The sequence below is a fragment of the Stenotrophomonas sp. TD3 genome, assembly GCF_001939825.1.
Taxonomy (GTDB): domain Bacteria; phylum Pseudomonadota; class Gammaproteobacteria; order Xanthomonadales; family Xanthomonadaceae; genus Stenotrophomonas.
Map to the genome: position 1 here is coordinate 184,580 of NZ_MOYM01000002.1, position 26,613 is coordinate 211,192.

Annotated in this window: 25 protein-coding genes; 8 read left to right on the plus strand and 17 right to left on the minus strand. The window is 68.6% G+C overall.

Features of this window, described 5'->3' with window-relative positions; all coding sequences use genetic code 11:
• Nucleotides 1–76 precede the first annotated feature (76 nt).
• Nucleotides 77–1,438 (minus strand): Hsp70 family protein, encoded by a 1,362-nt coding sequence (locus BKE09_RS17730; RefSeq protein WP_049447114.1) that lies wholly within the window; start codon nt 1,436–1,438, stop codon nt 77–79.
• A 192-nt stretch (nt 1,439–1,630) separates the two neighbouring features.
• Between BKE09_RS17730 and BKE09_RS17735 the strand changes: the two genes are divergently transcribed.
• On the plus strand, nt 1,631–1,966 hold the full coding sequence (locus BKE09_RS17735) for a zinc ribbon domain-containing protein YjdM (RefSeq protein ID WP_014038055.1): 336 nt from the start codon (nt 1,631–1,633) through the stop codon (nt 1,964–1,966).
• Between the two features lie 7 nt (nt 1,967–1,973).
• Here the strand turns inward: BKE09_RS17735 and BKE09_RS17740 are convergent, their stop codons facing one another.
• Complete coding sequence (locus BKE09_RS17740) at nt 1,974–3,125, minus strand: tetratricopeptide repeat protein (protein WP_075676991.1); 1,152 nt, start codon at nt 3,123–3,125, stop codon at nt 1,974–1,976.
• Nucleotides 3,126–3,354: 229 nt separating this feature from the next.
• Here BKE09_RS17740 and BKE09_RS17745 point away from each other — a divergent pair, with 229 nt between their 5' ends.
• The 4 genes from BKE09_RS17745 (at nt 3,355) to BKE09_RS17760 (ending at nt 6,219) form a co-directional block, all read left to right on the plus strand.
• A complete protein-coding gene (locus BKE09_RS17745) occupies nt 3,355–3,957 on the plus strand; it encodes a hypothetical protein (protein ID WP_075676993.1) in 603 nt (200 codons plus the stop codon).
• 49 nt (nt 3,958–4,006) lie between these two features.
• On the plus strand, nt 4,007–4,180 hold the full coding sequence (locus BKE09_RS17750; protein ID WP_032958663.1) for an oxidoreductase-like domain-containing protein: 174 nt from the start codon (nt 4,007–4,009) through the stop codon (nt 4,178–4,180).
• Nucleotides 4,177–4,794 (plus strand): DUF998 domain-containing protein, encoded by a 618-nt coding sequence (locus BKE09_RS17755; RefSeq protein ID WP_014038052.1) that lies wholly within the window; start codon nt 4,177–4,179, stop codon nt 4,792–4,794. Before BKE09_RS17750 ends, BKE09_RS17755 begins: the two co-directional genes overlap by 4 nt.
• A 78-nt stretch (nt 4,795–4,872) precedes the next feature.
• Nucleotides 4,873–6,219 carry an AcvB/VirJ family lysyl-phosphatidylglycerol hydrolase gene (locus BKE09_RS17760; RefSeq protein WP_240502940.1) on the plus strand — a complete coding sequence of 449 codons (1,347 nt, stop codon included), beginning with the start codon at nt 4,873–4,875 and terminating at the stop codon, nt 6,217–6,219.
• A gap of 80 nt (nt 6,220–6,299) precedes the next feature.
• On the opposite strand, the gene mprF is transcribed toward BKE09_RS17760, so the two are convergent.
• Nucleotides 6,300–8,864: a bifunctional lysylphosphatidylglycerol flippase/synthetase MprF gene (gene mprF, locus BKE09_RS17765; RefSeq protein WP_075676998.1), complete on the minus strand. Its 2,565-nt coding sequence runs from the start codon at nt 8,862–8,864 to the stop codon at nt 6,300–6,302.
• 193 nt (nt 8,865–9,057) lie between these two features.
• On the opposite strand from mprF, the gene BKE09_RS17770 reads away from it, so the two are divergent.
• Nucleotides 9,058–9,405, plus strand: coding sequence for a RidA family protein (locus BKE09_RS17770; protein WP_005418155.1), 348 nt, complete (start codon nt 9,058–9,060; stop codon nt 9,403–9,405).
• 63 nt (nt 9,406–9,468) lie between these two features.
• Here BKE09_RS17770 and rnfB read toward each other — a convergent pair whose 3' ends face one another.
• From rnfB to BKE09_RS17815, 9 genes are all read right to left on the minus strand, one after another.
• The gene (gene rnfB, locus BKE09_RS17775) at nt 9,469–9,882 is read right to left on the minus strand and encodes an Rnf electron transport complex subunit RnfB (protein ID WP_014038049.1); all 414 of its coding nucleotides are present in this window, start codon (nt 9,880–9,882) and stop codon (nt 9,469–9,471) included.
• Between the two features lie 25 nt (nt 9,883–9,907).
• A complete protein-coding gene (locus BKE09_RS17780) occupies nt 9,908–10,498 on the minus strand; it encodes an HAD family hydrolase (RefSeq protein WP_075677000.1) in 591 nt (196 codons plus the stop codon).
• A gap of 78 nt (nt 10,499–10,576) precedes the next feature.
• Nucleotides 10,577–12,658, minus strand: coding sequence for a methionine--tRNA ligase (metG, locus tag BKE09_RS17785; protein ID WP_075677002.1), 2,082 nt, complete (start codon nt 12,656–12,658; stop codon nt 10,577–10,579).
• 102 nt (nt 12,659–12,760) lie between these two features.
• A complete protein-coding gene (locus tag BKE09_RS17790; protein ID WP_014038046.1) occupies nt 12,761–13,204 on the minus strand; it encodes a DUF2147 domain-containing protein in 444 nt (147 codons plus the stop codon).
• Between the two features lie 483 nt (nt 13,205–13,687).
• Nucleotides 13,688–14,092 (minus strand): VOC family protein, encoded by a 405-nt coding sequence (locus BKE09_RS17795; RefSeq protein ID WP_049447129.1) that lies wholly within the window; start codon nt 14,090–14,092, stop codon nt 13,688–13,690.
• Nucleotides 14,089–15,159: a serine hydrolase domain-containing protein gene (locus tag BKE09_RS17800; protein ID WP_075677004.1), complete on the minus strand. Its 1,071-nt coding sequence runs from the start codon at nt 15,157–15,159 to the stop codon at nt 14,089–14,091. Before BKE09_RS17800 ends, BKE09_RS17795 begins: the two co-directional genes overlap by 4 nt.
• Nucleotides 15,160–15,175: 16 nt before the next feature.
• The gene (locus BKE09_RS17805) at nt 15,176–17,116 is read right to left on the minus strand and encodes a DUF885 family protein (RefSeq protein ID WP_075677006.1); all 1,941 of its coding nucleotides are present in this window, start codon (nt 17,114–17,116) and stop codon (nt 15,176–15,178) included.
• 94 nt (nt 17,117–17,210) lie between these two features.
• Nucleotides 17,211–17,996 carry a queuosine precursor transporter gene (locus BKE09_RS17810; protein WP_014038042.1) on the minus strand — a complete coding sequence of 262 codons (786 nt, stop codon included), beginning with the start codon at nt 17,994–17,996 and terminating at the stop codon, nt 17,211–17,213.
• Entirely contained in the window at nt 17,993–18,676 is a 684-nt protein-coding gene (locus BKE09_RS17815) for a DUF502 domain-containing protein (protein WP_014038041.1), read from the minus strand. The genes BKE09_RS17810 and BKE09_RS17815 overlap by 4 nt, the downstream gene beginning before the upstream one ends.
• Nucleotides 18,677–18,752: 76 nt before the next feature.
• Here BKE09_RS17815 and BKE09_RS17820 point away from each other — a divergent pair, with 76 nt between their 5' ends.
• Nucleotides 18,753–20,069 carry a hypothetical protein gene (locus BKE09_RS17820; protein WP_075677008.1) on the plus strand — a complete coding sequence of 439 codons (1,317 nt, stop codon included), beginning with the start codon at nt 18,753–18,755 and terminating at the stop codon, nt 20,067–20,069.
• Between the two features lie 8 nt (nt 20,070–20,077).
• Here BKE09_RS17820 and BKE09_RS17825 read toward each other — a convergent pair whose 3' ends face one another.
• From BKE09_RS17825 to trxA, 5 genes are all read right to left on the minus strand, one after another.
• The gene (locus BKE09_RS17825) at nt 20,078–20,794 is read right to left on the minus strand and encodes a hypothetical protein (protein WP_075677010.1); all 717 of its coding nucleotides are present in this window, start codon (nt 20,792–20,794) and stop codon (nt 20,078–20,080) included.
• Nucleotides 20,795–20,841: 47 nt separating this feature from the next.
• Nucleotides 20,842–21,294 (minus strand): DUF4442 domain-containing protein, encoded by a 453-nt coding sequence (locus tag BKE09_RS17830; protein WP_014038038.1) that lies wholly within the window; start codon nt 21,292–21,294, stop codon nt 20,842–20,844.
• A 68-nt stretch (nt 21,295–21,362) separates the two neighbouring features.
• Nucleotides 21,363–22,988, minus strand: coding sequence for a CHASE2 domain-containing protein (locus BKE09_RS17835; RefSeq protein WP_075677012.1), 1,626 nt, complete (start codon nt 22,986–22,988; stop codon nt 21,363–21,365).
• Nucleotides 22,985–24,685: a FecR domain-containing protein gene (locus BKE09_RS17840; RefSeq protein WP_075677014.1), complete on the minus strand. Its 1,701-nt coding sequence runs from the start codon at nt 24,683–24,685 to the stop codon at nt 22,985–22,987. Before BKE09_RS17840 ends, BKE09_RS17835 begins: the two co-directional genes overlap by 4 nt.
• 107 nt (nt 24,686–24,792) lie before the next feature.
• Nucleotides 24,793–25,650, minus strand: coding sequence for a thioredoxin (trxA, locus tag BKE09_RS17845; RefSeq protein WP_014038035.1), 858 nt, complete (start codon nt 25,648–25,650; stop codon nt 24,793–24,795).
• Between the two features lie 351 nt (nt 25,651–26,001).
• Here trxA and BKE09_RS17850 point away from each other — a divergent pair, with 351 nt between their 5' ends.
• Nucleotides 26,002–26,601: a DUF998 domain-containing protein gene (locus BKE09_RS17850; RefSeq protein WP_075677016.1), complete on the plus strand. Its 600-nt coding sequence runs from the start codon at nt 26,002–26,004 to the stop codon at nt 26,599–26,601.
• Nucleotides 26,602–26,613: the final 12 nt, after the last annotated feature.

Genomic DNA, 26,613 nt, shown 5'->3' on the forward strand with positions numbered 1-26,613 from the left:
ACACACCGGCGTGGCCAGTGGAAGGTGCAGCAGGGTTCTAGCCGACCAAGAGTAACTTAGACCGCGTAACGTTTTGTTAATCCTGGCTGGCTGCCGCCAGCGCAAGGCCCTGGACCACGCCCAGCGAGGGCTCGCCGTGGACCATGCGGGCGCCCGGGAAGGCGGCCGCTACCGCCTGGCGCAGGTAGCCGGCGCGGGACATGCCGCCAGTCAGGAACACCGCATCCGGGTCGCCGCCGATGTCGCTGCGGACCTGGGCCAGCAGCTCCCGGATCTGCTCCAGGTAGCCATGGGCGGCGGCGGCCAGGCCGTCGGCGCTGCTGTCGGCATGCAGGTCGCGGGCGATGTAGTCCAGCGTGCTGCGGTGCTCGCTGGCAGCGCTGAGGGCGATCTTGGCGCGTTCGACATCGCGGTACAGGCGGGCGGTGTTGCCGGTGTCCTGCAGGGCCTGCAGGCGGTCGCCCCAGGGCGCGTCCACATGGTCGTACTTGTGCAGGCGGAAGTCGCGCTGGCGGGTCATGTCCTGCACCGTGGCCGCTTCCACGTAGTGATGGGCGGGCACGCGGGTGATGCCGCGGCCGAACAGCGGCATGTAGCTGGACAGGCTCAGCGCCAGGTCGATATCGGTACCGCCGCGGGCGATACCCCAGGCGCGGTGGATGCGCGGGGCGTCGTCGCCGCCGACCTCGGCATGGGCGATGTCGGTGGTACCGCCGCCGATATCGACGATCACCGCCTGGTGCCGCTCGCGGCTTTCGGCGTGGTAATGCATGGCCGCCGCGGCCGGTTCCTCGAGGAAATCGATCTGGTCGAAGCCGGCCTGGGTGGCCGCTTCGCGCAGGATGTCCAGCGCCTGGTCGTTGCCGGCTGCGCCGATCGAACTGCGGAACTGCACCGGACGCCCGAGCAGGGCGGCGCGCAGCGGCTGGCCGAGCTGGGCGCTGGCGGTCAGGCGGATGTGTTCGAGGATGTGCGCGGCGATGCCGGTGATGGTCTGCTTCGCGCGCGGGTGCAGGTTGTAGCCGAGCATCGACTTCGGGCTCTGCACCAGGTTGCCTTCGTGTTCCTCGAAATAGGCTTCCAGCGCTTCGTCGCCGTAGACCGCGTTCTGCAGCAGGTCGTTGGCGCTGCGTTCCTTGCCAGCGCGGGCTTCCATCCATTCCCGGCGCAGCGCGCGCAGGGCTTCGCGGCGCAGCGCCTGCGGCGTGCGTTCCTGGCCGGCGGCGCGCGCCGCGCGCGCGGCGCTGTCGATCATCTGCTGCAGCTGGTGTTCCTGGCCGTCGTCGAGCTGGAAGTCGTCCGGGTCGGGCACCACGCCGGGGAAATACACGCTGGTGCGGAACTGCTCGGCGTCGCCGAAGCGGATCGGCAGCAGTTTCCCCTCATGCACGATGGCGGCGGCGGAATTGCTGGTACCGAAGTCGATGCCGAGGCGCATGGGGAGTTCCGGGGGCGATCAGGGGCCGCGCACTCTGCTGCAGTTCGCTGCCGACTGCAAGTTCCCGCGGCCTCCCGATCCGGATCGGGGTTCCGGATCGGGTCATGCGGTCCGCCGGGCGCCTCCCGGAAAAGGGCAGGGGAGCCGGGCGGTTACAATGGCGGCTGTTGATTCACTTTGAGGTACTTGCTGATGTCTTCTGCCCCCGCCTGCCCGCAGTGCACCCTGGAAAACACCTATGCCGATGGCGCGCTGTGGATCTGCGCCGATTGCGGCTTCGAATGGACCGCCGAGGAAGGTGCCGGTTCGACCCTGGTCGTGCGTGACAGCAACGGCAACACCCTGCAGGCCGGTGACACCGTCACCGTGATCAAGGACCTGAAGGTGAAGGGTTCCTCGATCCCGCTCAAGCAGGGCACCGTGATCCGCAACATCCGCCTGGTCGAGGACGATGCCGAGCACATCGAAGGCAATTCGGACAAGATCAAGGGCCTGGTCCTGAAGACCTGCTTCCTCAAGAAGGCCTGACCGGCTTTCAGCGCCTGGCCTGCTGCTGCGCGCGCCAGCGGGCCAGGCTGTCCAGCTTGGCCTGGTAGCGCGCCTGCTGCGGGGCACCGCCCAGCTCCTGCGCGCGCAGCAGTTCACGATCGGCGCGCTTGAGTTGGCCGGCCAGGAAATAGGCCCGCGCCAGCCCGAAGTGGAACTGGTGTGCGGTGTCGTACAGGCGCACGGCCTGCCGGTAATAGCGGATCGCCTGATCCAGTTGGCCGGCGCGTTCGGCCTCGGCGCCGAGCATGTACTGCGCGAACGGATCCTCGCGCTGCACCGACTGCAGCCGCTGCTCCAGCGCCTGCGCCTGCACGACCATGCCCAGCTTTCGGTACAACGCGCTGGCGTTGGTCAGTGCAGCGTCCTGGCGGCCGTCCAGTCGCAGCGCCGTTTCCAGTGCCCGGCGCGCGGCGGCGGCATCGCCCGTACGGTTTTCCAGCACGCCCAGGTTGTTCCAGGTGGCGGCGAAGCTGTTGTCCTGTGCCAGCGCGGCATTGAAGAAGGTGCGCGCACCCACCAGATCGCCGCTGGCCATGCGTTCGGCGCCGCGGTTGTTGTAGAAGTGTGCCAATGCCCGTGCCTGGCTGATCGGCAGCGGCCCGCGGCGGTCGTACAGCACGTTGCGATCCAGATCGACGGTGGCGAAGCGGCCGGCGAAGCCGACCCCGGCATTGACGTGGCCAACGCTGTAGACCAGGCCCTGGGCCTGGTCCTGGTACCACGACACCACCTGGCCGACTTCCTGCACGCGTGCCTGGATGCCGGCTTCGCGTGCCAGCGCGACGAACATCAGGGTGAAGGCCAGGCAGTTGGCGCGGCGCTGCTGCCAGATCTCGCTGACGGTGAGGGTCGCGTCGGCGTCGTACTGCAGGTCCAGGCCGTGGCGGTCGAAGATCATTTCCACCAGCGCCTGCAGGCGCTGCTCGCGCGAGTAGCTGCGATTGATCACCTGCGTGCGCAGCATGTCGAGCATCGCCGGCGGAATCGCGAATACCTGCTGCGGCGTCGGAATCGTCGGCGCGGCGTTGCTGGCAACAACTGCGGGGGCTTCGGTCGCGGCAGGGTTGAGTGCGATCGCGGACGGTGCCGCCAATGCGGCCAGTGCGAGCAGAACGGATCGGGCGGCAGGACGATACATGACGGCTCCCGGCAGCGGCGGGCGCTCCCGCCTGAGGCGAGTGTAGACCTGTGCGCGCACCGCTGCAGCGACCGTTGGTCGGTCCGCACGTTCATCCACAACCGGTGTGGACCAGCGCTCGACAAAGCTGTGGACAACCACGTTGCGGCCTGGTGCGAAGGGCGTTGTGAGGGTGTGGTGAAAAAAGTGACAGCTTGCCCGCCACCGGCGCAGGCGGGATGATCCGCGCATGGACTTTTCCCCGCTGACGCTCGCTCCAGTGCAGTGGCAGGCGCTGCAGGACAGCTACGCAACGCCGCCACGGGCCTACCACCACTTCGGCCACGTGCGCGCGGTGCTGCAGCACTGCCAGGAGGTTGCCGACGGCCCCGGCTGGCAGCAGCCGGCCGAGGTCTACCTGGCCGTGCTCTACCACGATGCGATCTACGAGGCGGGGCGAAAGGACAACGAGGCGCGTTCGGCGCAGCTGGCCCTGCAGGCGATCGCGCAGGCGCCGGAACTCGCCGCCGTCGATGCGGCCCGGATCGAGCAGCTGATCCTGCTGACCGCCCGCCATGGCGCGCTCGGCCCGGACGATGTCGATGCCGAGGCCGCATTGTTCCTGGACTGCGACATGGCGATCCTGGCCGCGCCGGAACCGGTGTTCGCCGCGTATGACCGTGGCGTGGCCGAGGAGTACAAGGGCGTGGTGCCGGGCTTCCTGTATCGCGCCGGTCGCCGCCGTTTCCTGCAGGGCCTGCTGCGCGCACCGCGCATCTTCCTCAGCGAATTCTTCCATCAGCGCCTCGACGCGGCCGCGCGCGACAACCTGCGCCGCCAGCTGGACCACTGAGCCAGCCCGGTACACTGGGGCCTGTTTCCACTGATCACCGCTTCCAACCGTGTCCGTCCCTGATCCCGATCCCCGTCCGCTGCCGCCGGAAGAGCCCGGTCCCAACGAATGCTGCGGCAGCGGTTGCCCGTTGTGCGTGCTGGATCTGTATGCCGATGAGCTGCAGCGCTACCGCAAGGCGTTGGCCGAATGGCAGGCGCGGCACCCGGAGGCCTCCGCATGAGTCGCGCGCGTCCGGCGGCGCTACTGGCGCTGGCAGCCCTGGCTCTGTTCCTGGCCACCGCGCTGTGGACGCAGTTCGCGCGCACCGACCTGGACTGGGTGCGGGCCACGCTCAGCCTCTACCTGCACGGGCCGTGGGGGCTGGCGTTGCGCGCAGCCTACTGCCTGCTGGCATTGGCGATCGCCCTGCTCGGCATCGCCCTTTATCGCGGCAGCATCGGCCCGCGGCGCAGCGCGGCGGCGCCGCTGCTGTTCACGGTCTCGGCGCTGGGCCTGGCCACGGTCGCCATCGGTGACAGCTGGCTGCCCGAAGCCACGCCGCTGCTGGCACCGTTCATCCATGGGCTGGCGGCCAACACCGCGTTCCTGTGCGCCAGCGTCGGCATGCTGCTGCAGGCCTGGTACCTGCGCCGCGAACCGGGCTGGCAATCCGCCGCCGGCCTGCTCTGGGGCTGGGCCTGGCTGGCCTTCGTGCTGCTGTGGCTGCACGTGCTGTGGCGTGGCGGGCCGCCGCGCGGGCTGGGGCAGAAAGTGGTGATCGTGGTGATCGTGGGCTGGCTGCTGTATCTGGCACTGGCGCTGTATCGACGCAGTCGTCGCGCCGCGGCCTGCTGAAAGCCCAACGGCCTGCACCGGTACGTGCCGTGCACGTGGAGGCAGCGTATCGTGTGCGCATTCCATCGGGGCTGCGATATGACGCGTGCAGGGCTGGTCAGGGTAATGGGTGTGGTGCTGGCGCTGGCCGCACTGCCGGCAACCGCGGCAGCGACCGTGCAGCAGTTCAGCCACGGACGGTTCGAACAGATTCCGGTGCACATGCCATCGGGAACGCCGCAGCGGGTGGTGATCTGGTTCCATGAACCTTCTGCCGGCGGCGATACCAGCCGTCTGCCGATCGAGGCCCTGCGTGCCGATGGCGCGATGGTCGCAGCCGTGGACATCGCGCACCTGCGCGGGGTGCTCAAGCGTGAGGGCGACCCCACCTGTTCATTCGGTTCCGGCGACGTCGAGAACTTCTCGCGCTGGCTGCAGGCCTCCCTGCATCTGCCCGGCTACCACCTGCCGCTGGTCGGCGGCGATGGTGAAGGTGCAGAAATGGCCTACTCACTGGCCGCGCAGGCCGACACCCAGGTGTTCGCCGGCCTGCTCACCACCGGCTTCTGCCCGGACCACAACCACGAGCGCATGGTCTGCGGCGATGGCGTGAAGCGCAACAAGCTGCAACCCGCCGAACTGAACTTCCCGTGGTTGAGTGCAGCCGGTGATCACGGTTGCAAGGTGGGTGAGGCCAGCGGGTTCGTGCAGCAGGTCGCGATGGCGCGCGAGTTCAAGCGCACCGCGCGTGGTGATGCCTCACCGGGCCTGGTGGCTGCCGCGCGGGTGATGGGTGCGCAGGCGGGCGTCAGCCTGGCACCGCCGCCGGCCGCGCTGAAGGGCCTGCCGGTGGTGGAAGTACCGGCGACCGGCAACGGCGACACGCTGGCCGTGTTCGTTTCCGGCGATGGTGGCTGGGCCGGCCTGGACAAGGACGTGGCGTCGTCGCTCAACGAGCATGGCGTGGCCGTGGTCGGCATCGACTCGCTGCGCTACTTCTGGAGCGAGCGCACGCCGAAGGGCTTCGCTGCTGACCTGCAGAAGATCATCGACCACTACCGCCAGCAGTGGCACCGCGACAAGGTGATGCTGATCGGTTTCTCGCAGGGCGCCGACGTGCTGCCGGCCACCATCAACCAGCTCGATGCCGATACCCGTGCAGCGCTGGACCGTATCGTGCTGCTGTCGGTAGGCAAGAAGGCCGACTTCGAATTCCACGTCAGCAACTGGCTGGGCGGTGGCGGCGACGGCCTGCCGATCGCGCCGGAAGTGGCCAGACTCCCGACTGGCAAGACGCTGTGCGTGTACGGCCAGGACGACGATGACGCGCTGTGCCCCGGCCTGCCGGCCAACGACGGCGTGCAGAAGGTGAAGCTGCCCGGCGACCACCACTTCAATGGTGATTACGACCGCCTGGCCGAAGTGATCCTCAAGGGCGGGGCGTGAACCGGAGAGCGTGCGAACCAACGGTTCGCACCCACCAGAACGAGCCGCGGTAGCGCCGGGCATGCCCGGCGGTATGGGCGTCAATTACGTCGTGGGTCCAACGAGATCAGGCGCGTGGCGTCCAGCAGCGCGGCCGGCAGGTGCATGCCGCCTGGCGCAGCAAGATAGCGTGGCCGCCACTGCGGATCGAACTTCGACTTGAAACGGCGCAGGCCACTGAACCCGTAGAAGCGTTCGCCGTGCCGCGCCAGCAGGCCGGCCAGGCGGTTCCAGCGGCCGGCCAGGCGATGCTGTGCCAGCCCGGACAGTGGCGCCATGCCCAGCGAGAAGCGTGCATAGCCCTGCGCGCGGCCCCACAGGAACAGTTCGATGAAGAGGAAATCCATCGTGCCCTTTGGCGCCTCGTTGACGTGTCGCATCAGGTCCACCGACAGCTCGGCACCGGCCGGTGCCTGCCACAGGTTGGCGAACGCCACGATCTGGCCTTCGGCCTCGACCAGCGCCACCGGGAAGCGCACCAGGTAGTCCGGGTCGTAGCTGCCCAGCGAGAAGCCCTTTTCGTCGCCGGCCTTGTCTTCCAGCCACGCGTTGGAGATCGCGTGCAGGCGTGGCAGCAGGCTGGGAATCTCTTCCACTTGCGCCACGCGGAACGACAGGCCGCTGCGCTTGCCGCGGTTCCAGGCCTGGCGCAGGTCGGCGCGTTCGCGACCTTCCAGGCCGAAGTCGTGCAGCGGCACCATCGCTTCTTCGCCCAGCTTGACCAGCCCCAGGCCGAGGTCAAGGTAGGTCTGCCAGTAGGTCTCGCCGACCTGGTAGAAGACCGGGCGCAGGCCGAGCCGGTCGGCTTCCTCGCGGAAGCGCCAGATCAATGCGCGGGCGACCTCCGGCGGGCCGACCGGATCGCCCATCGCGATCAGCGAACCGCCATAGCGCTGCATCATCACGAAGCCCTGCTTTGCATCATCACGCAGCACCGCCTTGTCGGCGGTCAGCACCAGGCAGGCCTGGGTATCGGTAGCGCCGGCCAGCACCGGTGCCAATGACTGCAGCGTGGCCTCGTCGGCGGGTTGCAGCGGGCTGCGCGTGCTGTGCAGCAACCGCGCCAGGCCGAACATCACCAGCGCGATGGCCACTACCAGCAACGCACGCAACGCGCGCGGTGCGTTGCCCGACACCGCGAACTGCCACCACAGCTCATTCTGGTATTCGACATGGCTGTAGGTGAAAAACAGCAGCCAGGTGACCGCGACCAGCACCAGGCCGAGGTTGCGCAGCCACGGCCACGACCAGGCTTCGTCCAGCAGCGCGCCCTGGCGGTAGAACTCGCGCCGGGCGGCCCACAACGCCATCGCCACCAGCAACGCGGACACCGCGATCAGCGGCTGGCCGCCGCGCAGCCACAGCGGCAGTGGGGTGATCACGCACACTGCCATTGCCAGCATCCACGCCGCGTGGCTGCGCCGGGCCAGGCCCTGGCCAATCAACAGCAGCGCGACGCCACTGAGGCTGCCGATCAGGTGCGAGGTTTCCAGAATCGGCAGCGAGGCGTTCACCAGGTGACGGCGTGGCGTCGGCAGCGTGCCGTCGATGACCAGCGCCGCGCCGATGCTGAACACCGCCAGCGCGATGATCTGCGGCAGCCATGGGCGCAGCGCATTCCAGCCGGCGCGGGTTGCCCCGGCGCTGGCCTGCAGCGGCTGGCGCAGGGCAGGCGCGAGGGCGAGCAGGGTGGCCAGCACCAGCGGCAGCACGTAGTAGGTAACGCGGTAGATCAGCGCCGCCGCCAGCACCGCTGCCGGTGCCACCTGTGGCAGCAGCTTCAACAGGCTCCACTCGAACACGCCCAGGCCGGCCGGCACGGTCGAGACCAGGCCGGCCAGCACCGCCACCAGGTACAGGCCGACGAAGCCGGGCAGGCCGGTCGGCGTGGAGTCCGGCAGCAGCACGTAGAAGGCGGCACTGGCCAGCACCAGCTCGATCACGCTGAGCACGGTGACGCCGATCATGGTGCGGCGGTCGGGCAGCCACAACGCATGGCCGAACACGCTGAACTGCCGGCCATCGCGGCCGACCAGCAGCACGGTACCCAGATAGGCGAGCAGGGCGACGATGCCGACGATGCGCACGGCATCGGGATTCAATGGCAAGGCCAACGCCGCTGCCGCCGGTTCCATGCACAACGCCACGCTGATCAGCAGCCACGCACCGAACACGAATCCGAGCGTGCTCATCAGCACCACCTGGCCGATCTGCGCCAGGTCGAGGCCGGCGCTGCGGTAGCCGCGCAGGCGCACTGCGCCACCGGTCAACGCGGCAAAGCCCACGGTCTGGCCCAGCGTGTGCGCGAGGAAGGCGGTGATGCCGATGCGCGCCGGATGCACGCGGATGCCGCTGCGGCGCAGGCCGATGGCATCGAAGCCGATCAGGCAGGCGTAGCTGGCCAGGCCGAGTACCACAGTGAGCGCGATCTGGGCGCCGCTGAGCTGGCGGAACGCCTGGCGGATGGCACGGTAGCCGTGCTCATCGAATTCACTGGCCAGGCCATGCAGGGCCAGCGAGAGGATCAGCAGGGGAACGACGATGGTGAGGACCCGCTTCCATGCCGGGGTGGAGGAAGCGGTGGCGGGGTCGGTGGCTGGGGTCATCGGCGCAAGGGTGCGTCAGGAGGGGCGAGGGCAGTGTCAACGCGGGGCGTGGCGCATCGTGCGCCTGTCGCGGTCATTTGACCAGCAGGCGTGTCGGAGCCGGGTAGTGATGTTGCGCGACGGTTCCCCCTGCACCCACCGTTGACCGGTTTGGAGGACAATGCAGGCCTGATCACCCGCAGGAGCCACGCCCATGATGGAGCGTTACGACGTCGGACCGCGCATGTCCGAAATGACCGTGTACAACAAGGTCGCCTATCTCTCCGGCCAGATTCCGGAAGACACCAGCCAGGACATCACCGGGCAGACCCGGCAGGTGCTGGCCGAGATCGACAAGCTGCTGGCGCTGGTCGCCAGTGATCGCCAGCACGTGCTGCGCGCCGAAGTGTTCCTGGCCGACATCGCCGACTTCGACGGCATGAACAAGGCATGGGACGAGTGGGTGGTCGAGGGCGCGACCCCGGCCCGCGCAACGTTCGAAGCCAAGCTGGCCCACGCCGAGTGGAAGGTCGAGATCGTGGTGACGGCAGCGGTGCCGTAATCATTGAACGGGGTCAGATCCCTCTCCGTTGGAAAAGGGATCTGACCCCTTCTGCAGACCCCGTTACAGGGGCAGCATCTCGATGCAATCCACCGGGCACGGTGGTATGCACAGCTCGCAACCGGTGCACAGATCGGCAATGACCGTGTGCATGTACTTGGCGCCGCCGACGATGGCGTCCACCGGGCAGGCCTGGATGCACTTGGTGCAGCCGATGCAGTCGGCTTCCACGATCAGCGCCACCTGCGGCGCCTTGTGTTCGCCACGCGAACGATCAAACGGAACGGCGGGTACGCCCAGTACCTGCGCCAGTGCGCGCGCGCCGGCATCGCCGCCCGGCGGGCAGCGGTCCACGCCCACCTCGCCGCGCGCCATCGCCTGCGCGTACGGGCGGCAGCCGTCGTAGCCGCATTGCCCGCATTGGGTCTGCGGCAGCAGGCGGTCGAGGCGTTCGGTCAGGGGCGGGATCAGGCTCATGCGTGGCGAAGGCTGCGCGTTGGGATTACTTCAGGGGTTTGCCACGGAACCAGCGCTCGTGCGCCAGCGCCAGCATCGGCTTGTCTTCTGAACTGTCACCGTAGGCATGGATGCGTACGTAGCGCGACAGATCGAACTGGCGGCGGATGTGCTCGACCTTGCGCGGGCCGCAGTCGCCGCCGGCATAACGACCGGTCAGGCGGCCGTCCTGGCTTTCCAGCCGGTTGCAGATCAGCTGCAGGCCCAGCTGCTCGCACCACGGCCGCAGGTACAGGTCCAGCGAGCCGGACACGATCACCACGGTGTGCTGCTGTTCCTTGTGCCAGCGGATCTGTTCCAGCATTTCCGGGCGCACAACCTCGGGCAGGAACTCACGCGAGAAGCCGGCCGCCAGCGTGGTGATGTCATCGCTGTGGCGGTCGCTGAAGGTCAGGCGGGTGACGCGTGCACGGATGCGTTCGGCCGAGATCAGTTTCAGCTTGTATGCGGCCAGCCACGGGCCGACCTTCCACCACGCCTGCGCCAGCTGTTCGGCCGTGGCCACGCGGCGCAGGAAACGGCCATAGGTATCGCAGGTGGTCACGGTGTGGTCGAAGTCGAACAGCGCCAGTTCCATTCCGTTGCTTCCCATCGCGTTGCCTCCGGTGGCCGGTGCTGCCGGCGGGCGCGGGGATAACCGCGCCCGCTGCGGGCATCAGCGGACCGGCATGCCCGGCTGTGCGCCGCTGTCGGCGTCCAGCAGCGCCAGCGCGCCGCCGTCGAAACCGGCCGACAGGATCATGCCTTCGCTCAGGCCGAAGCGCATCTTGCGCGGGGCCAGGTTGGCGATGAACACCACGCTGCGGCCGACCAGGGCTTCCGGCTCGCCGTAGCTGCCACGGATGCCGGAGAAGATCTGGCGCTTGCCCAGTTCGCCGGCGTCCAGCTCGAAGCGCAGCAGCTTGTCCGAGCCTTCCACGAACTCGCACGCCAGCACCTTGCCGATGCGCAGGTCGAGCTTGGCGAAATCGTCGATGCCGATGTAGGCCGGCGCATCGGCGCTCTTTGCGTCGTCCTTGGCCGGGGCCGGTGCAGCCGGTTTGGCGGCGTCGGTCTTGGCGGCGGGGGCGGCAGCGGCGGCCGGCTGCAGGGTGTCCTTGGAGGCGTCGATCATGGCGTCAATCTTCTTCGGGTCGATACGGGTGAACAGCGGGGTGTAGTCGGTGATGCGGTGGCCCAGCAGCGGCTGCGCCAGGTCGGTCCAGTCGTTCACCGGCGCCGTCAGGAAGGCCTCGGCCTGCGCGGCGGTGGCCGGCAGCACCGGCTTCAGTGCGGTGACCAGCACACGGAACAGGTTCAGGCCCTGGCTGCATACGGCCTGCAGCTGTGCGTCGGCACCTTCCTGCTTGGCGATGACCCACGGCTTGACGTCGTCGATGTAGCGGTTGGCTTCGTCAGCCAGGGTCATGGTCAGGCGGATCGCCGCGGCCGGGTCATTGCGCTCGTAGGCTTCACGGATGGGCGCCAGGCCATCGACGAAGCGCTGGTACTGCGCCGCATCGGGCAGCTGCGCGGCCAGCAGGCCGTCGAAGCGCTTGCTGATGAAGCCGGCGCAGCGGCTGGCCAGGTTGACGAACTTGCCGACCAGATCGGCGTTCACACGGGCGATGAAATCACCCAGGTTCAGGTCGAGATCGTCGACGCCGCCGCCGGACTTGGCGGCGTAGTAATAGCGCAGCGCTTCCGGCTCCAGGCCGGCATCGAGGAAGGTACGGGCCATCACGAAGGTGCCACGCGACTTGCTCATCTTGGCGCCGTCCACGGTCAGGTAGCCGTTGACGTGCAGGCGGGTCGGCGCGCGGTGGCCGGTACCGTGCAGCACCGCCGGCCAGAACAGGCCGTGGAAGTTGACGATGTCCTTGCCGATGAAGTGGTGCAGCTCGGTGCTGGTGCCGGCACGCAGGTGCGCTTCGAAGTCTTCGCCGAGCTTGCCGCACAGGGTCTGGAAGCTGGACAGGTAGCCGATCGGCGCATCCAGCCAGACGTAGAAGTACTTGCCCGGCTGGCCGGGAATCTGGAAGCCGAAGTACGGCGCATCGCGCGAGATGTCCCACGCGCGCAGGCCACCTTCGGCATTGAGCCACTCACCGAGCTTGGCCTTCACGCCCGGCAGGGCGACATCGCCGGCCAGCCATTCGCGCAGGAACGCATCGAAGTGGCCCACCTCGAAGAAGAAGTGCTCCGAATCGCGCATTTCCGGCGTGGCACCGGAGATGACCGAACGCGGCTCCTTCAGGTCGGTCGGCGCATAGGTGGCGCCGCAGACTTCGCAGTTGTCGCCGTACTGGTCGGGGCTGCCGCAGTTCGGGCAGATGCCCTTGACGTAGCGGTCGGGCAGGAACATGCCCTTGGCCGGGTCGTAGAACTGCGCCACCGAACGGCGGCTGATGTGGCCGGCCGCTTCCAGCTTCAGGTAGAACTGCTCGGTCAGCGCCTGGTTGGCCGCCGAGTTGGTCGAGTCGTAATGGTCGAAGGCCACGCCGAAGGCGGCGAAGTCACGTTCGTGGCTGGCCTGGATGTTGGCGATGAAGGTTTCCGGGGTGACCCCGGCCTTTTCCGCAGCCAGCATGATCGGCGTGCCGTGGGTGTCGTCGGCGCAGACGAACCAGGCCTTGCCGCCGCTCATTCGCCGCGCACGCACCCAGATGTCAGCCTGGATGTAGCCGACCAGGTGGCCCAGATGCAGCGGGCCGTTGGCGTAGGGCAGGGCGGTGGTGACGAGCGCGGTACGGGTCATGGTCGCGGGGTGAAGCCGAGGGGAACCGCAGAGTATCGCATGCCCGCAACGACGTGACCCGGCCGGGGCCGGGTCACGGGGATGACGCGGGGGCCGGGGCGCTTATTCGCGCTGCCAGGTCTGCGCGCGGCAGATGAAGGCGATGCAGCCGGATACGTCCAGCTTGGTGCCACCCGGCTGCAGCTCCATCTTCGACTTGTAGGTCTTGCCGTTGGCCGGGTCGAGGATGGTGCCGCCGGACCACTTGTTGGCGCCGTCGGCCTTCAGGTTCCAGAGGATGGTCATGCCCTTCACCGGCTTGTTCTTGTTGGCGCCTTCACATCCATCGCAGACCGGGTTCGGGCCCTTGTCCGAGTGCAGGATGTCGACCACTTTGCCGGTCAGCGTGCCGTTGGCGGCCTCGGTGATCTCGACGATCGACTTCACCTTGCCGGTCTTGTCGTCGATGGTCTTCCAGCGGCCGGCGGCGCCGTCGGCGGCCTGGGCCGACAGGGCGGCCAGGCACAGCGGCAGTGCCAGCAGCAGGGTCTTGAAGGTGTTGCGCATGGTCCCCTCCCAGGGTTCATTCCGGCACGCTGCCGGCATGGGTCGACTGTATACCCATTCGGCGGGGTATGGGGAAGAGGGGCTTTGCAGGGCTGCGCCCTGCACCCGCGGTAGTGCCGGCCGCTGGCCGGCAACCTCAACGGCAACGGCGGGATTCCGTGGGATGGCGGGGTGGGTCCGGTTGCGGGGGACGCCGTGAACCCCCAGACCGGCCCAGCCGCTGGCGGCTGTGCGTTCGGGCGCTCGCGAAGCAGTGCTTCGCAAGCAAAGCGCCCTCACCCCTGGGGGCTTGGCCGCGGCATCCATGCCGCGGACACCCCCGCAACCGGACCCACCCCGCCTTCGACAGGTTCCGTGTGCTGTGGGTAGGTGTCGACCTCGGTCGACACGGTAGATCCACGCCATGCGTGGATGGCGTTTCCGGTGACGGCGATTGGGTCAGATCCCTTTTCCGACGGAAAAGGGATCTGACCCACGGGGGCGTCAACCGACCTCGTACAGCTCCAGCGGCAGGTCGTCGGGGTCGGCGAAGAAGGTGAAGCGGCGGCCGGTGTATTCGTCCACGCGGATCGGTTCGCACGCCACGCCATGCGCGGCCAGGCGCTGGATGAATGGCTCCAGCGCGGCCACGCGGAACGCGAGGTGGCGCAGGCCCTGGGCTTCCGGGCGGCTGGGCCGGGGCGGCGGGGAGGGGAAGGAGAACAGTTCCAGCTGCCCGCCGTCGGGCAGGGCCAGGTCCAGCTTCCAGGAATCGCGCGCGCTGCGGTGGTTCTCGGCCAGCACGCGCAGGCCGAGGATGCGCACGTAGAAGTCCTTCGAGCGTGCGTAGTCGCTGCAGATCAGTGCGGCGTGGTGGATGCCCAGCAGGGCGTCGGCATCGCGGGTCATTGCAAGGTGTCCAGCCAGCGCTGGGCGATCTTCAGCGCCAGCGGATAGGGTTCGGGGTCGTTGCGGTTGGTCAGCACGATCACGGTCAGGTGCTTCTCCGGGTGGCGCACGATCACGTTGCGGAAGCCGATGCTCTCGCCGCTGTGCCATTGCACCGGGCCATTCAGGCGCCAGCCGAAGCCGTAGTGCGGCACGTCCGGTTCGGGTGTTGCCGTGGCCGGGCTGAACATCGCGCGGCGCGAGGCCTTCGAGAGCAGGCGGTCGTCGTACAGCGCCGCATCCCAGCGGGCCAGGTCGTCCAGCGAGGAATAGATGCCGCCATCGCCGAGCACGGCGCTGGTGGTGCTCTGGTCGGTGCGTTGCCAACGGCCATCGATCCAGCTGTAGCCATAGGCGCGTGCGGCGATGGTATCGACGCCGTCCTGGTGGGCCACGGTGTGGGCCATGCCCAGTGGGCGGAAGATGCGCTGCTGCAGGAAGGCTGCGAAATCCTGGCCGGAGGCGCGGCCGACGATCAGTGCCAGCAGCGCGTAGCCGCTGTTGCTGTAGTGGTACTGCGTGCCGGGCGCGAAGTTCAGCCGGTCCTGTCGCGACAGCAGGATCAGGACATCGGCGTCGTGCACCTGGCGGCTGTCGGCCGGGTCCATCAGGTCTTCGTAGTCGAGCAGGCCACCGGTGTGCGAGAGCAGCTGGCGGATGGTGATGGCGGCGGCAGCCGGTGGCAGTTCGGGCAGCCATTGCCGGGCAGGTTGATCTAGCCCGAGCCGGCCATCTTCCACCAGCAGCAGCACCGCCGCAGCGGTGAACTGCTTGCTGACCGAGGCCAGCCGGAAGTTGCTGGCCGCGGTGACCGCGGTGCCGTCCTCGACCACCGCCAGGCCATAGCCGCGGCGGAATACCGGCTTTCCGTCATGCAGCACCAGTACGGCGGCGCCGGGCACCTGACCGTCGTAGGCCTGCATCAGGCCGTCGATGCCCGCATCCGGTGGGGTCAGCACCGGAGCGGCGGAGGTGGCCAGCGGCAGCAGGCCCAGCACGATGGCGAACAGGGCGACGGCAGGACGCATGGCGGCTCCGGAAGGGTCAGGGTGACGGGGCGGGCGTGGCGCTGGCCGGCTGGGCCATCCAGCGTTCCATCTTGCGGTCCAGCACGTCCAGCGGCATCGAGCCGTCCTTCAGCAGTTCGGCGTGGAAGCGGCGCACGTCGAAGGCGGCGCCCTGGCGCGCCTTGGCCTTGTCGCGCAGGGCCACGATGGTGGTCAGACCGGCCACGTTGGACAGCGCCTGACCGGGCTGGGCCATGATCCGCTCGACTTCGGCGTTGGCATCGTCGCTGCTCATGTCCACGGTCTTCTGCAGGTAGGTGACAGCCTGCTGCTTGCTCCAGCCCTGGGCGTTCACGCCGGTATCGGCCACCACGCGGGCGGCGCGCAGCAGGCGCGAGTACAGGTAGCCGATGCGGTCGTAGGGATCGGTGTAGACGCCAAGGTCCTCGCCCAGCGTCTCGGCGTACAGGCCCCAGCCTTCGACGAAGGCGAGATCGCCACCGAGGCGGCGGAAGCGCGGCAGCTTGGCCAGCTCCTGCTGTAGGCCCAGCTGCACGTGGTGGCCGGGGATCGCTTCATGCAGGTACTGCACCGGCACGTTCCAGCGCTTGCGGCTGGGCAGGTCGCGGGTGTTCACGTACAGCACCGCGGATTGCCCGGGCAGTGCCGGCTGGTAGGCCGCGGCAGCGGCGGTCAGTGCGCGCTCCGGTTCCACCGCGCGTACGTCCAGCGGCGCCTTCGGCATCGTATCCAGCACCTGCGGCAGGCGTGCGTTGACCTGCTGCTGCACCTGGCGGTAACGGTTGATCAGCGCGTTGGCATCGCCGTACTGGAACTGGCGGTCGTTGCGCATGCTGCGCAGCAGCTTGGTGGGGGTGCCGCGCAGCTTGGCATCCTTCATCACCGTGGCGATCTGGGCCTGCAGTTCCTGCACGCGTTGTTCTCCCAGCGCGTGCAGCTGTGCGGCGGTCTGGTCGCTGGCGGTGGTCTGCACGATCAGGTTGGCGTACCAGGCCTGGCCATCGGGCAGTGCGCCCAGGCCGCTGCTGGCGCGCGTGGCGGGAAGGTATTCGGTGGCGATGAAGCCGCGCAGGGCGCGGTAGGCCGGCATGATGCGCAGTTCGATCATGCGCTTGTACTCGGCGCTGATGCGCGCCTTGTCCTCAGCCGGGATGGTGTTCGGCATGGTACGGATCGGCGACCAGAAAATGCTTTCCTCGGCGGTCGGCTTGATCACTGCATCCAGCTGCGGCAGCACTTTTTCCATCAGGTCGCGCGGCTGTACCACGCCGGCCTTCATGCCCTGGCGCATGTTGTCGATGGCCTGGTCGAACAGCTCGGGAATGCCCAGCGAACGGCGCGACCAGGTGTCGTAGTCCTGCACGGTGTTGAACGGCTGCGCGCCGGCACCGGCACCGAGAATCGCCATGATGCTGCCGATGTTGTAGTACTGGCTGATCGGCATCATCCAGCTCGGGTAGCGCTCGGCGGCCAGCGAGGCGCGTGCGTCGCGCACGAAGATCTCGTAGCTGAGCAGGTCCTGGCCCTGCAGGCCGTCACTGCCGAGCTTCTCGACCTTGCCCAGCCATTGCGTGGTGAAGTCGTGCGACTGCTGGCGCCAGGCGGCGGACAGGATGTTGGGCAGCTGGTCGTTGTAGCGGGGTTCGCCCTGGAAGGTGGCCTGCAGCGGGTTCAACCGCATCGAGGCATCCCAGTATTCGTCGTACAGGCGCTCCAGCTGTACCTGCTTGGGTACGGCACGGGCCGGCGCGACCGGGCGCGGCGCGGCGCGGCGTGCCGAGCTGCCACGTGCCGGCGCGGTGGCGCGGGCGGGCTTGGCCTTGGGCTTGGCAGCCTGGCGGGTCTGCGCGGCGGCAGGGCGGCTGGCCTTCTTCTTCGCTGCTTCGGCCGACGGCACGGCACTGAACAGGAACAACGCGGCGATGGCGGCGGCCAGGGCGCGGGTGGGATGCGGCATCAGGAGCTTCCGTGGAACACAGACCGTGGAGCTTGCACGATCCGGCCGCGTACGGCCAGCGTGAAGGCGCAGTCAGCTTACCGTCGCTGGGGCTTCAGTCAGCCGCCGCCGCAGCGCGCAACGCAGCGGCCCTGTCTGCGCCCAGATAGCGGGTGATCGCACGCCGCATCAGGTACAGCAGCGGAATCAAGGCAATCGCAAAGCCCATCTTGTAGATGTAGTTGACGCTGCTGACGGCCAGGAACAGCGAGGTCGGCCAGTGCTGCGGTCCGAGCACGAAGGCAATCCAGATCACCACGAAGCTGTCCACCACCTGCGAGATCGCGGTGGACCCGGTCGCACGTAGCCACACGTGGCGCTCGCCGGTGGCCTGGCGGATGCGATGGAACACCGCCACGTCGATCAGCTGGCCGAGCAGGAAGGCCACCAGCGAACCGGCGATGGTCCACATGCCTTGGCCGAACACCGCTGCGAATGCCGCCTGGTAGTCCGGCACGCCGTGGCCGTCCATCGAGGTGACCCACCAGCTGGCCGGTGCCAGCGAGATCGCCGCGAAGGCGAACAGGAAGCCATAGGCGATCAGCACCACGGCCAGCCACGAGATGAAGCGCACGCCGCGCTTGCCGAAAAACTCGTTGATGGTGTCGGTCATGATGAACACCACCGGCCACAGCAGGGTGCCGGCGGTGAAGCTGAGCGAGCCGGTCTGGCCGAACAGGTTCCAGTTCAACGGATCGATGCCGAGCGTGTCTTCCAGCGCGAAGATCTTCACCCCGATCAGTTCGGCCAGCACCGCGTTGCCGCAGAAGAACGCGGCCAGCACGATGAACAGCAGGACCGCGCGGTCCTGCAGCGGGCGCTCGATCGGCGCCGCGGTCATTCGCTGCGATCGCCGGCGCGCGTGAACGGAACGCTGGACGGCGCGACGGCGCCGCCGGAAATGATGAAGCTCATGGCCTGGTCGACGGTCCAGTCGGTCGGGGTCAGCAGCTCCACCGGCACGATTTCCAGGTAGCCCGACGTCGGGTTCGGCGTGGTTGGCACGTACACCGCGGCCAGTTCACGGTCGGTGCCGTGTTCCTTGATCACGCGGGTGACCAGCCCGACCGACTTCATGTCGCGGTGCGGGAAGTCGATCAGCACCACGCGCTGGGTGCTGCCCGGTTCGGTCTGCAGCATGTCCAGCAGCTTCTTGGCGCTGTCGTAGATGATGCTGGCCAGCGGAATGCGCTTGATGACCGCGCCCACCCAGCGCAGCAGGCGCTGGCCGAGCACGCGGCGGCTGGCCACGCCCACCGCCAGGATCACCAGCAGGGTGGCCAGCAGGGCGATGGTGTCCTGGATCCACTCGGCACGGACCCAGCCGAGGTAGTGCGGAAAGCTTGTCGCGATCTGCTCGGAAAGCGGCACCACCAACGGGCTGGAAATGCCCGACAGCAGCACGAACACGAACTTGACCACGACCCAGGTCAGCCAGATCGGCAGCAGGGTGAGCAGGCCGGTCAGGAACAGGCGCTGCAGGGAGGGGCGGGGGACCAGGGCGGGGGCTTCGAGCGACATGTGCGCATTGTAGCGGTCACGGCCGGTCGATTACGCTGGGGAATCGACTGCGGCAACGGCACATGGAAGGGAAGCTGTGTTGAAGATTCTGCGCGGACTGGGTTGGACCCTGTCAGGCCTGCTGGTGCTGGCCATCGTGGTGTGGTGCGCCTCGCGCATGTGGCCGGTGCCGGAATCGCGGCTGCAGGCCCAGCAGCGGCTGGAGGCACGCCTGCCCGTCCACGGCCACAACGGCTTCGCGCTGCTGTGGACGCTCGCGTTCGACGATCTCGACACACGCCAGCGCGAACAGGCGTTGGCCGCGGATGTACAGCGTTGGGAGGCGGATCCGCGCGGCAATGGCGGCGCCGGACCGCAGCTGGCGGAGGACCACGACGAGCTGCGATCGCGGCCGGCGGCCAGCTGCGGACCGACCGCCAGCGACTGCCTGGGCCAGGTGCGCGCCGATCCGCAGCGCTTCATTGATGCCCACGCTGGCCACCAGCAGCTGCATGCGCGCCTGGACCAGCTGGCCGATGCGGACCACTTCGCATCGCCGTTCCGGCCCAAGGGCGATGGCATCCTGGTGCCGCTGCCGACCTATGGCCTGATGATTGATGCCACCAGCGCGCGCGCGCTGGCCTATGTGCAGGGCGATATCGATGGCGCCCTGCGTGGCAGTTGCCGTGGGCTGCAACTGGGCCGCCGGCTGGTGACGGGCGGCAGTTACCTGGTGGAGAGCATCATCGGTGCCAGCCTGGTGCAGGCCAATGCCCAGCTGCTGGCCGACATGCTGGTCGAGCTGCCGGCCGACCATCCGCTGCCAGCGGAATGCGAGCAGGTTATGCAGCCGATGCTGGCTGCCGATCAGAGCCTGTGCCGTGCGATGCAGGGTGAGTACGCGATGAGCCGGGCCGCGATCGAAACCTCGGCGCAGGAATTCGGCGGGGTGCTGGTACTCGATCGCAGCAGCACCCTGGCGCGTGCGGCGGGCAATCTGGGCTGGGCCTGCGGCTCGGCGGCGATGGCCGCGCTGGAGGCGGATCGCCCGCTGCCGGTTCCGGCACCGCCGCAGCATGACTTCGGCTGCCTGTCGAACATCATGGGGTGCGTGCTGACCGATATCGCCCGCCCGGTCTATCCCGCCTATTCGTCACGGACCCAGGATGCCGCCGCGATGGTGCGGCTGATCGGCGCGCAGCGCTGGCTGCGGCAGCAGGCGGAGGAGCCGGTGGATGCGTTGCAGCGCCTGCCTGCCCAGTTCCGCTCGCCGGTGCGGGCACCGCAGCTGTCGGCCGATGGTCGCCGCCTCCAGGTGCCGCGGCGTTCACCGTCGCGCAGCACCGACGAGAGCCCATGGCTGTCGGTGCCGCTGGTGATGGAGAACGCCCCGGGCGCTGCTGCGCGCGACTGATCTGCGGCTCAGTCGCTGCCCGCCAGCGGATCGAATGCCCAACCATCACCGATGGTCTGCAGTGTCCAGCGGCGACGGCTGTGCAGGGGCTCCCAGCGCACGCTGTCCTTGTCGTCCTCGATGCTGCCTTCGCTCCGCTTTACCTTGCGGGTGGAGAAGTTCACGCTCACCGATTCGGTCTGCCCGGAATTGCGCATCACCGAGTTCTGGTCGTAGCCGATCAGCACAAAGGCATCGTCCTGCCAGCGGAAGGTGAAGGCGGTCGTGCCCATTGACCAGCTTCCCACGCTGGCGAATGAGAACAGCGCGACCTTCAGGGTGCCGCGCTGGATGCTGACGTTGCCGTCTTCGAGCGGGTCGCTCATCACCGGATTGTCCGGGCGCGGTATCAGCTGGTGGTCCTGCACCGCCAGCACATAGCCGGAGGGGCGCGACCACGCCACGGCGAGAATGCGCGGGTTGCTGTCGTACGGCGAGGGGCCGAAGCCATCGTGCTCGATGACGTTGCGTGGCTCCTGCTGGCGCAGCACCAGCACCAGGTCCGCGCGGCCATCCTGGTCGAGATCGCCTTCGACACTCGATTCAAGTGTCCAGCCCTGGGGTACGAAACCGGCGGCAGTGGCCGCCTGGGCTGGCAGCGTCGGATACCGCACCGGTGGCAGGTCGAGGGCGTGGGCGCTGAAGGACAGGGTGGTCAGCAGTGTGGCAAGTGCATACGGGCGCATCGGAGCCTCCATGGCAGGGAGGCAGAGGATAGCGCCCGCGTGCTGGATCAGCGTGCGTGCGGCTTCAACCGCAGGTAGACCTGCTTGCGTACCTGGGCGACCACCTCGCCGCTTTCGTCGACGACATCGTTGCTGAACCAGCGCAGCACCTTCTCACCGCCAGCCGCTTCGGCACGCAGTTCATCCAGCAATGCATCGTCGATGCGGAACGAGGTGCGCACCGTGCCCCGGCCAGGCTTGAGGAAATCGATCGCGCCGGCCCGGTCCCACACGTAGTAGTCACGGCCCAGGATGTGCAGCAGGCCCAGCATCCAGAACGGATCGGTCATCGCGAACAGGCTGCCGCCGAAATGCGTGCCCACGTAGTTGCGGTTCCAGGGCCGCATCCGCAGTGCCACGTCGATCTGCCGGTAATCGGGCGTGATCCGGGTGACGTGGATGCCGGTGAACAGGAACGGCGGCCAGAGGTTGATGCCGAAGCGGAACAGGCGGGCGTTCATGCGGGTCCGGGGCGCGAGGCGAGGTGCCCAGTCTAACCATTCGCATGCGTATGTTGCACCCCGGGGGTTCACGTCCCGCCGTCGATCATGTACCCGTCGCGGCCGTTGGCCTTGGCCTGGTACAGGGCGGTGTCGGCGCCCTCCACGAAATGGTGCGGTTGCAGGTCACCGTCGGGCACGCGGGTGAATACACCGATGGTGAGCGTGACGCCGTCATCGCTGCCATCGCCCGGCGCCGGCAGTGCACGCACGCAGGCAATCAGGTCCTCGATCACCCGGCGCGCGCCCTCGGCCGGCGTATCCGGCAGCACCAGTGCGAATTCGTCGCCACCGTAGCGCGCCGCCATGTCGCGCGGGCGACGGGCATGCGCGCCGATCAGGCGGGCGACATCACGCAGCACGCGGTCACCGACCTGGTGGCCATGGCGGTCGTTGTGGCGCTTGAAGTGGTCGACGTCGATCAGCGCCAGGCTCAATGGCTTGCCACTGCGCCGCGCGGCATCGCATTCCTGCTGCAGTGACTGCTCGAAGCGCAGGCGGTTGCCCAGGCCGGTGAGGGCATCGCGGTTGGCCAGGCGGTGCCAGGCGGAGATCCGCCACACCGCCCAGACCAGCAGTGCCAGCACCACGCCCAGCATTGCGCTGGCCGGTGCCCACCACAGGTCTCCCGTGCGCAGCAGCAGCCAGCTCAGCAGCGGTGGCATCGGCAATGAACACAGCGCGGCCAGCCAGGGCAGGCGCAGGCCGAGCAGGATCACGCACAGCGCCACCAGCACGCCGCTGATGGCGTGCTGCCACGCGTGCGGCAGCACATCGATCTGCTTGTGCTGCAGCAGCATCGAGGTGATGTTGGCCTGGTATTCGCTGCCGCTCATCCAGAATTCGCGGGTGGTCGGGGTCAGCAGGCGAGGGGCGATGCCGCTCGCCGTCATGCCGACCACGATGCGGCGGCCATGCAGCATCGCCATGTCCACGTGGCCATCGAGCACGTCCGCATAGGACACCTGCGGCAACCGCTCGGGCGGGCCGGCGTAGCGCACGCGTACGTAATCGTCGCGACGCCATTGATAGGGCGAGCCCAGCGCCGGGTCGGGGTCGGGCAGGCCGCGTACCGCACCCGCAGGCAGGTCGGCCAGTGCCAGGCCCAGTGCCGGCCAATGCGGTTGGCCGATGCCGGCGTGCAGATAGACGCCGCGGGCGACGCCGTCGCCATCCACCTCGACATCGGTGTGGCCGATCGCGGCGGCACTGGCGGCGATCTGCGGGATCGGCAGCATTTCCTCGGCCATGCGGTCGCCGGCCGCCGGTGCCGCCAGTACCGGCAGCACCACCCGGCCATTGCGTCGGATCGCCGCCGCCAGCTCGTCATCCTGGCGGCTGTCGCGACGGTCGGGTTCGGACAGCATCAGGTCCAGCGCAACGCGTTCGGCGCCGGCATCGGTCAGGCGGTCCAGCAGGCGGGCGTGCACCGAGCGCGGCCAGGGCCACTGGCCGATACGCTGCAGGCTGCCTTCGTCGATGGCCACGATCAGCACGCTGGGGTCGGGGCGGTAGTCCCAGTTGCCGACCAGCGCGTCATAGGCCGCCTCGTCCTGCCGCCACAGCCATTGGCCCTGGCTGGCCACGATGGTCAGCACGCCGGCAAGCAGGGCCAGCAAGATCCGCTTCGACCATGGCAGCGGCGAACGCCTCACAACAACAGCCAGAGCAGCAGCGCACCGCCACCGGCGCCGTAGCACAGGCGGCATGGCAGCGGGATCTGTTGGGCCGGGGAGAAATCGCCGGCGTGGCCGTCATCGTCGACGTACTGCACGCGTACGTGCAGGGTGCCGCTCCACGGGCGCTTGAAGCTCACCTGCGGCTGGGCCACGGTCTCGTCGACCAGCGGCGCCTTGAAGTCACCGCGGCGATCCACCTGCACCCGGTAGCGCTGGCCTTCGCTGCCGGCCTGCCAGCGCAGCGTCAGCTCGCCGTGCGCGGCCTCGGGCGGTTGCAGGGCCGGGTCCACCGGCTCGTTGCTCAGCTGCAGCGGCAGCGCCTGGCCGTAGCGGCCCTGGTGGCCTTCGGCGTCGCGCGAGGCCACGCGCCAGTAGTACTGGCCGGGCGGCAGCGGTTGTGCCAGGCGCAGGTCGGTCGCATGGGTGGCCTGCTCCTGCAATGGCTGCTGGAAGCCGGGTTCGGCGGCGATCTGCAGCACGCTGCTGCGCGCACCGGGGGCCTGGCTCCAGCGGAACCGCGGGCGGTCGCTGTTGATCGTCTGCCCATGCAGCGGCGATACGGTCAGCGGCGGCGGTGGCTGGTCGCTGAGTTCGAAATCGGCGCTCGCATCCAGGCCTTCGACGCCCTGTGCGTCGACCGCGCGCAACAGGATGCGCAGCTGGCCGGGCGGCAGGTCGCCGATCGCCAGCCGGGTGTCGGCGGTGGTGGCGGCGAACAGCAGGATCTCCGGCGTTGCCGCCTGCACCACTTCCACCCGGTAGTGATCGGCGCCAGCGACCGGTTCCCAGGCAAGCAGGGTCGGCAGCGGCGCCAGGCGCAGCGCGTCATTGCGCAGCGCCGGCGCCGGCAGCAGGGCCGAGACCGCGGCGGGGGCCGCATCGGCGCTGCTGCTGCGGGTGGCCTGGCCCGGCCGGACCAGGCGCTGGCCATGGGGGTTGCCGACCTGCACCTTGCCCTGCAGGACCTCGGTGGCGCCGACGTGCCCGGTATCCCCGGCGCTGACCCGGAACACCGTACCGCGCACGCTGCTGGTCGCGGTGGGCGCATCGATGATGTAACGCGAGGCCGGACCGCGCGCCGGCGTTACCCGGTTGCTGGCACGCCCCTGCTGCAGGCGCAGGCGGGTGTCGACCATGCCGGTGTGGCCGTAGCGGCTCAGCTGGTCCAGGCGCAGGCGCGAGTACTCGCGCAGCTGCAGCCGCGAGGCATCGGCGAATTCCAGGGTGATGCTGGAATCGCCCTCGGTTTCCACGGTGTCACCGATATGCAGCTGCTCACCAGCCTGGAGCGCACGGGTCGCGGTGCCATCGGCACCGGACAGCTCGACCTTGCCGCGCACGGACAGCACCCGGGCCGGTGCCGGTTCGGTGCGCAGCCAGCTGATCGGGAAGCGCAGCAGCTGGCCCGGCGGCAACTGGTAGGGGTTGTCGATGCGGTTGTGCTGCTGCAGCTGCTGCCAGCGTACCGAGGGTTTCAGGTACAGCCCACCCAGGTCCCACAGGGTATCGCCGGGCCGGACCCGGTAGTTCCAGTCCTGGGCGCCGGCGATGGCAGGCAGCAGGAAGAGGGCGCAGAGCAGGGCGCCCGTTAAACGCATGGCGAACGACAGAGAGCGGACGACGGTCACAGTTTGCAATCCCGGCAATGCGGGGGTGCAGCTGCAAGACCCCATGGCCCCGACCTCATCCCCCCGAACGGATCGCGGCGACCGCAAGGCCGCCAGCGCGCGCATTATTGCCCGCGTTCAGTGCAGGGATTCTGAACGGAGCAGGCTCCCGTTCAGAACAGCAGCGACGCCATCCTGCGGCGGTACTGGCCCACCAGGTCCTCGTCGGAGATCACATTGAAGGCGTCGATCAAGGCTTTGCGTGGCAGGCCTTCCTCGAATCCACGGTCGATCCGCAGCATTTCCAGGAACTGCGCCAGTGCGGCCTCGTCATGGCCGCCAAGCAGCAGCTGCACGCCGCGCAGGTGGCGGGCCTTGAGATCCTTGCCATCAGCGGCGATGCGGGCTTCCAGCACCTCGGCCGCCGGGGCATCCTTCAGTGCGGCGGCGAAGGCCAGGCGGGCGCGGGCGCGCACGGCGCGGTCGTCGGTGGCCAGATTGGCCGGCAGGCCGTCGATCAGGGTGCCGGCCTCGTCCACGCCGCCGATCTGCAGCAGGGCCAGGGCGAGGTCGAGCTTCAGCTCATCCTTGTCCGGCTCGGCGGCGATCTGCGCGCGCAGTACGTCGACCTGCGCCTGCGGGTCCAGCGGGGCGTCATCTTCAGGGGCGGCATCGCCGACATCGGCCGGCACGATGCCGTGCTGGGCCAGGAACTCACGCAGCTGGCCTTCCGGAATGGCACCGGGGAAGCCGTCCACCAGCTGGCCGCCCTTGACCAGGAACACGGTGGGCACCGAGCGGATCTGGAAGGCCGCAGCGATCTGCTGTTCCTTGTCGACATCGACCTTGGCCAGCTCGAAGGCACCGTTGTACTCGGCAGCCAGCTTTTCCAGCATCGGGCCCAGGGTCTTGCACGGCCCGCACCAGGTGGCCCAGAAGTCGACCAGCACCGGCGTCTGCAGCGACTTCTGCAGGACTTCGGCCTCGAAGGTCGCAGTGGTGGCGTCGAATACGTAGGTCGTCTCGGTCATGGGGGAGGCATCGCTTGGCATCTGGAGACCGATTCTATGGTGACGATCGATGTCGGTCTCAACCCTGCCATCACGGAGTACGCCCCCGAGGTGGTGTTGGCGGGCCCGCAGGCCCGCCGTGACAGCCTTATGAGCGCGGCACGCAGTACAGCTCGTGGATCACCCACTGGCCGGAGGCGACAGGCTTCGACGCCGAGGCGCGCTTGCGGCATGGCGGAACTGCCATGCCCCGAGCATCACGGTTGGCGCAGCGGGCGGACATCGAATTGATCTGAAATGCGTCATGCTTGGCGCATCGCGTCGCTGCCGCGACAATGCGGTGATCCATTCCTTTCCGGGTGATTGCGCGTAATGTCCGTGGTCCGGCTTGATCGTTGGTTGGGGCTGCTTGCGGCCGTCGTATTCGTCCTGGCCGTGGCCGGCTTCGGTGCCGGCCTGGAGGGTTATGCGCAGGCCCGCCACCCGGTGGCGTTGCTGGGCGCGCGCGGTGTGCCGCATGCGCTGCCCTTCAATCTGCTGGGTTTCGTGCTGACCGGCCTGCTGGCGGCAGTGGTGGCTGAGCGCCTGCGTCGCGGCCTGCCCACCACCGCCGGCTGGGCGCCGCGGGTCGGCAGCCAGATGCTGCTGTTGGCCGGTCTGGCCTTTGCCGCGATGGGGCTGCTGCCACTGGACGTGGACGACCTGCACGGGCCCGCCAGCCAGCTGCATGCCAGCGCCTGGATGATCTGGGTGCTGGGTTTCGTCGCCGGCACCGTGCTGCTGGGCGTGTCCCATCTGCGCCAGGCGCATGGCCGGGCACTGGGCGCATTGGCCCTGGGCTGCGGCGTGCTGGCCGCGCTGGCGGCGTTTGCCCTGCAGGGCACGCTGCCGGCGCCGATGGCACAACGGCTCGCCTTCGCCTGCTGGCTGGTCTGGCTGGCGGCGGCCCTGCCGCTGTCGCGACCGCGCTGAGACGCCTCCCCG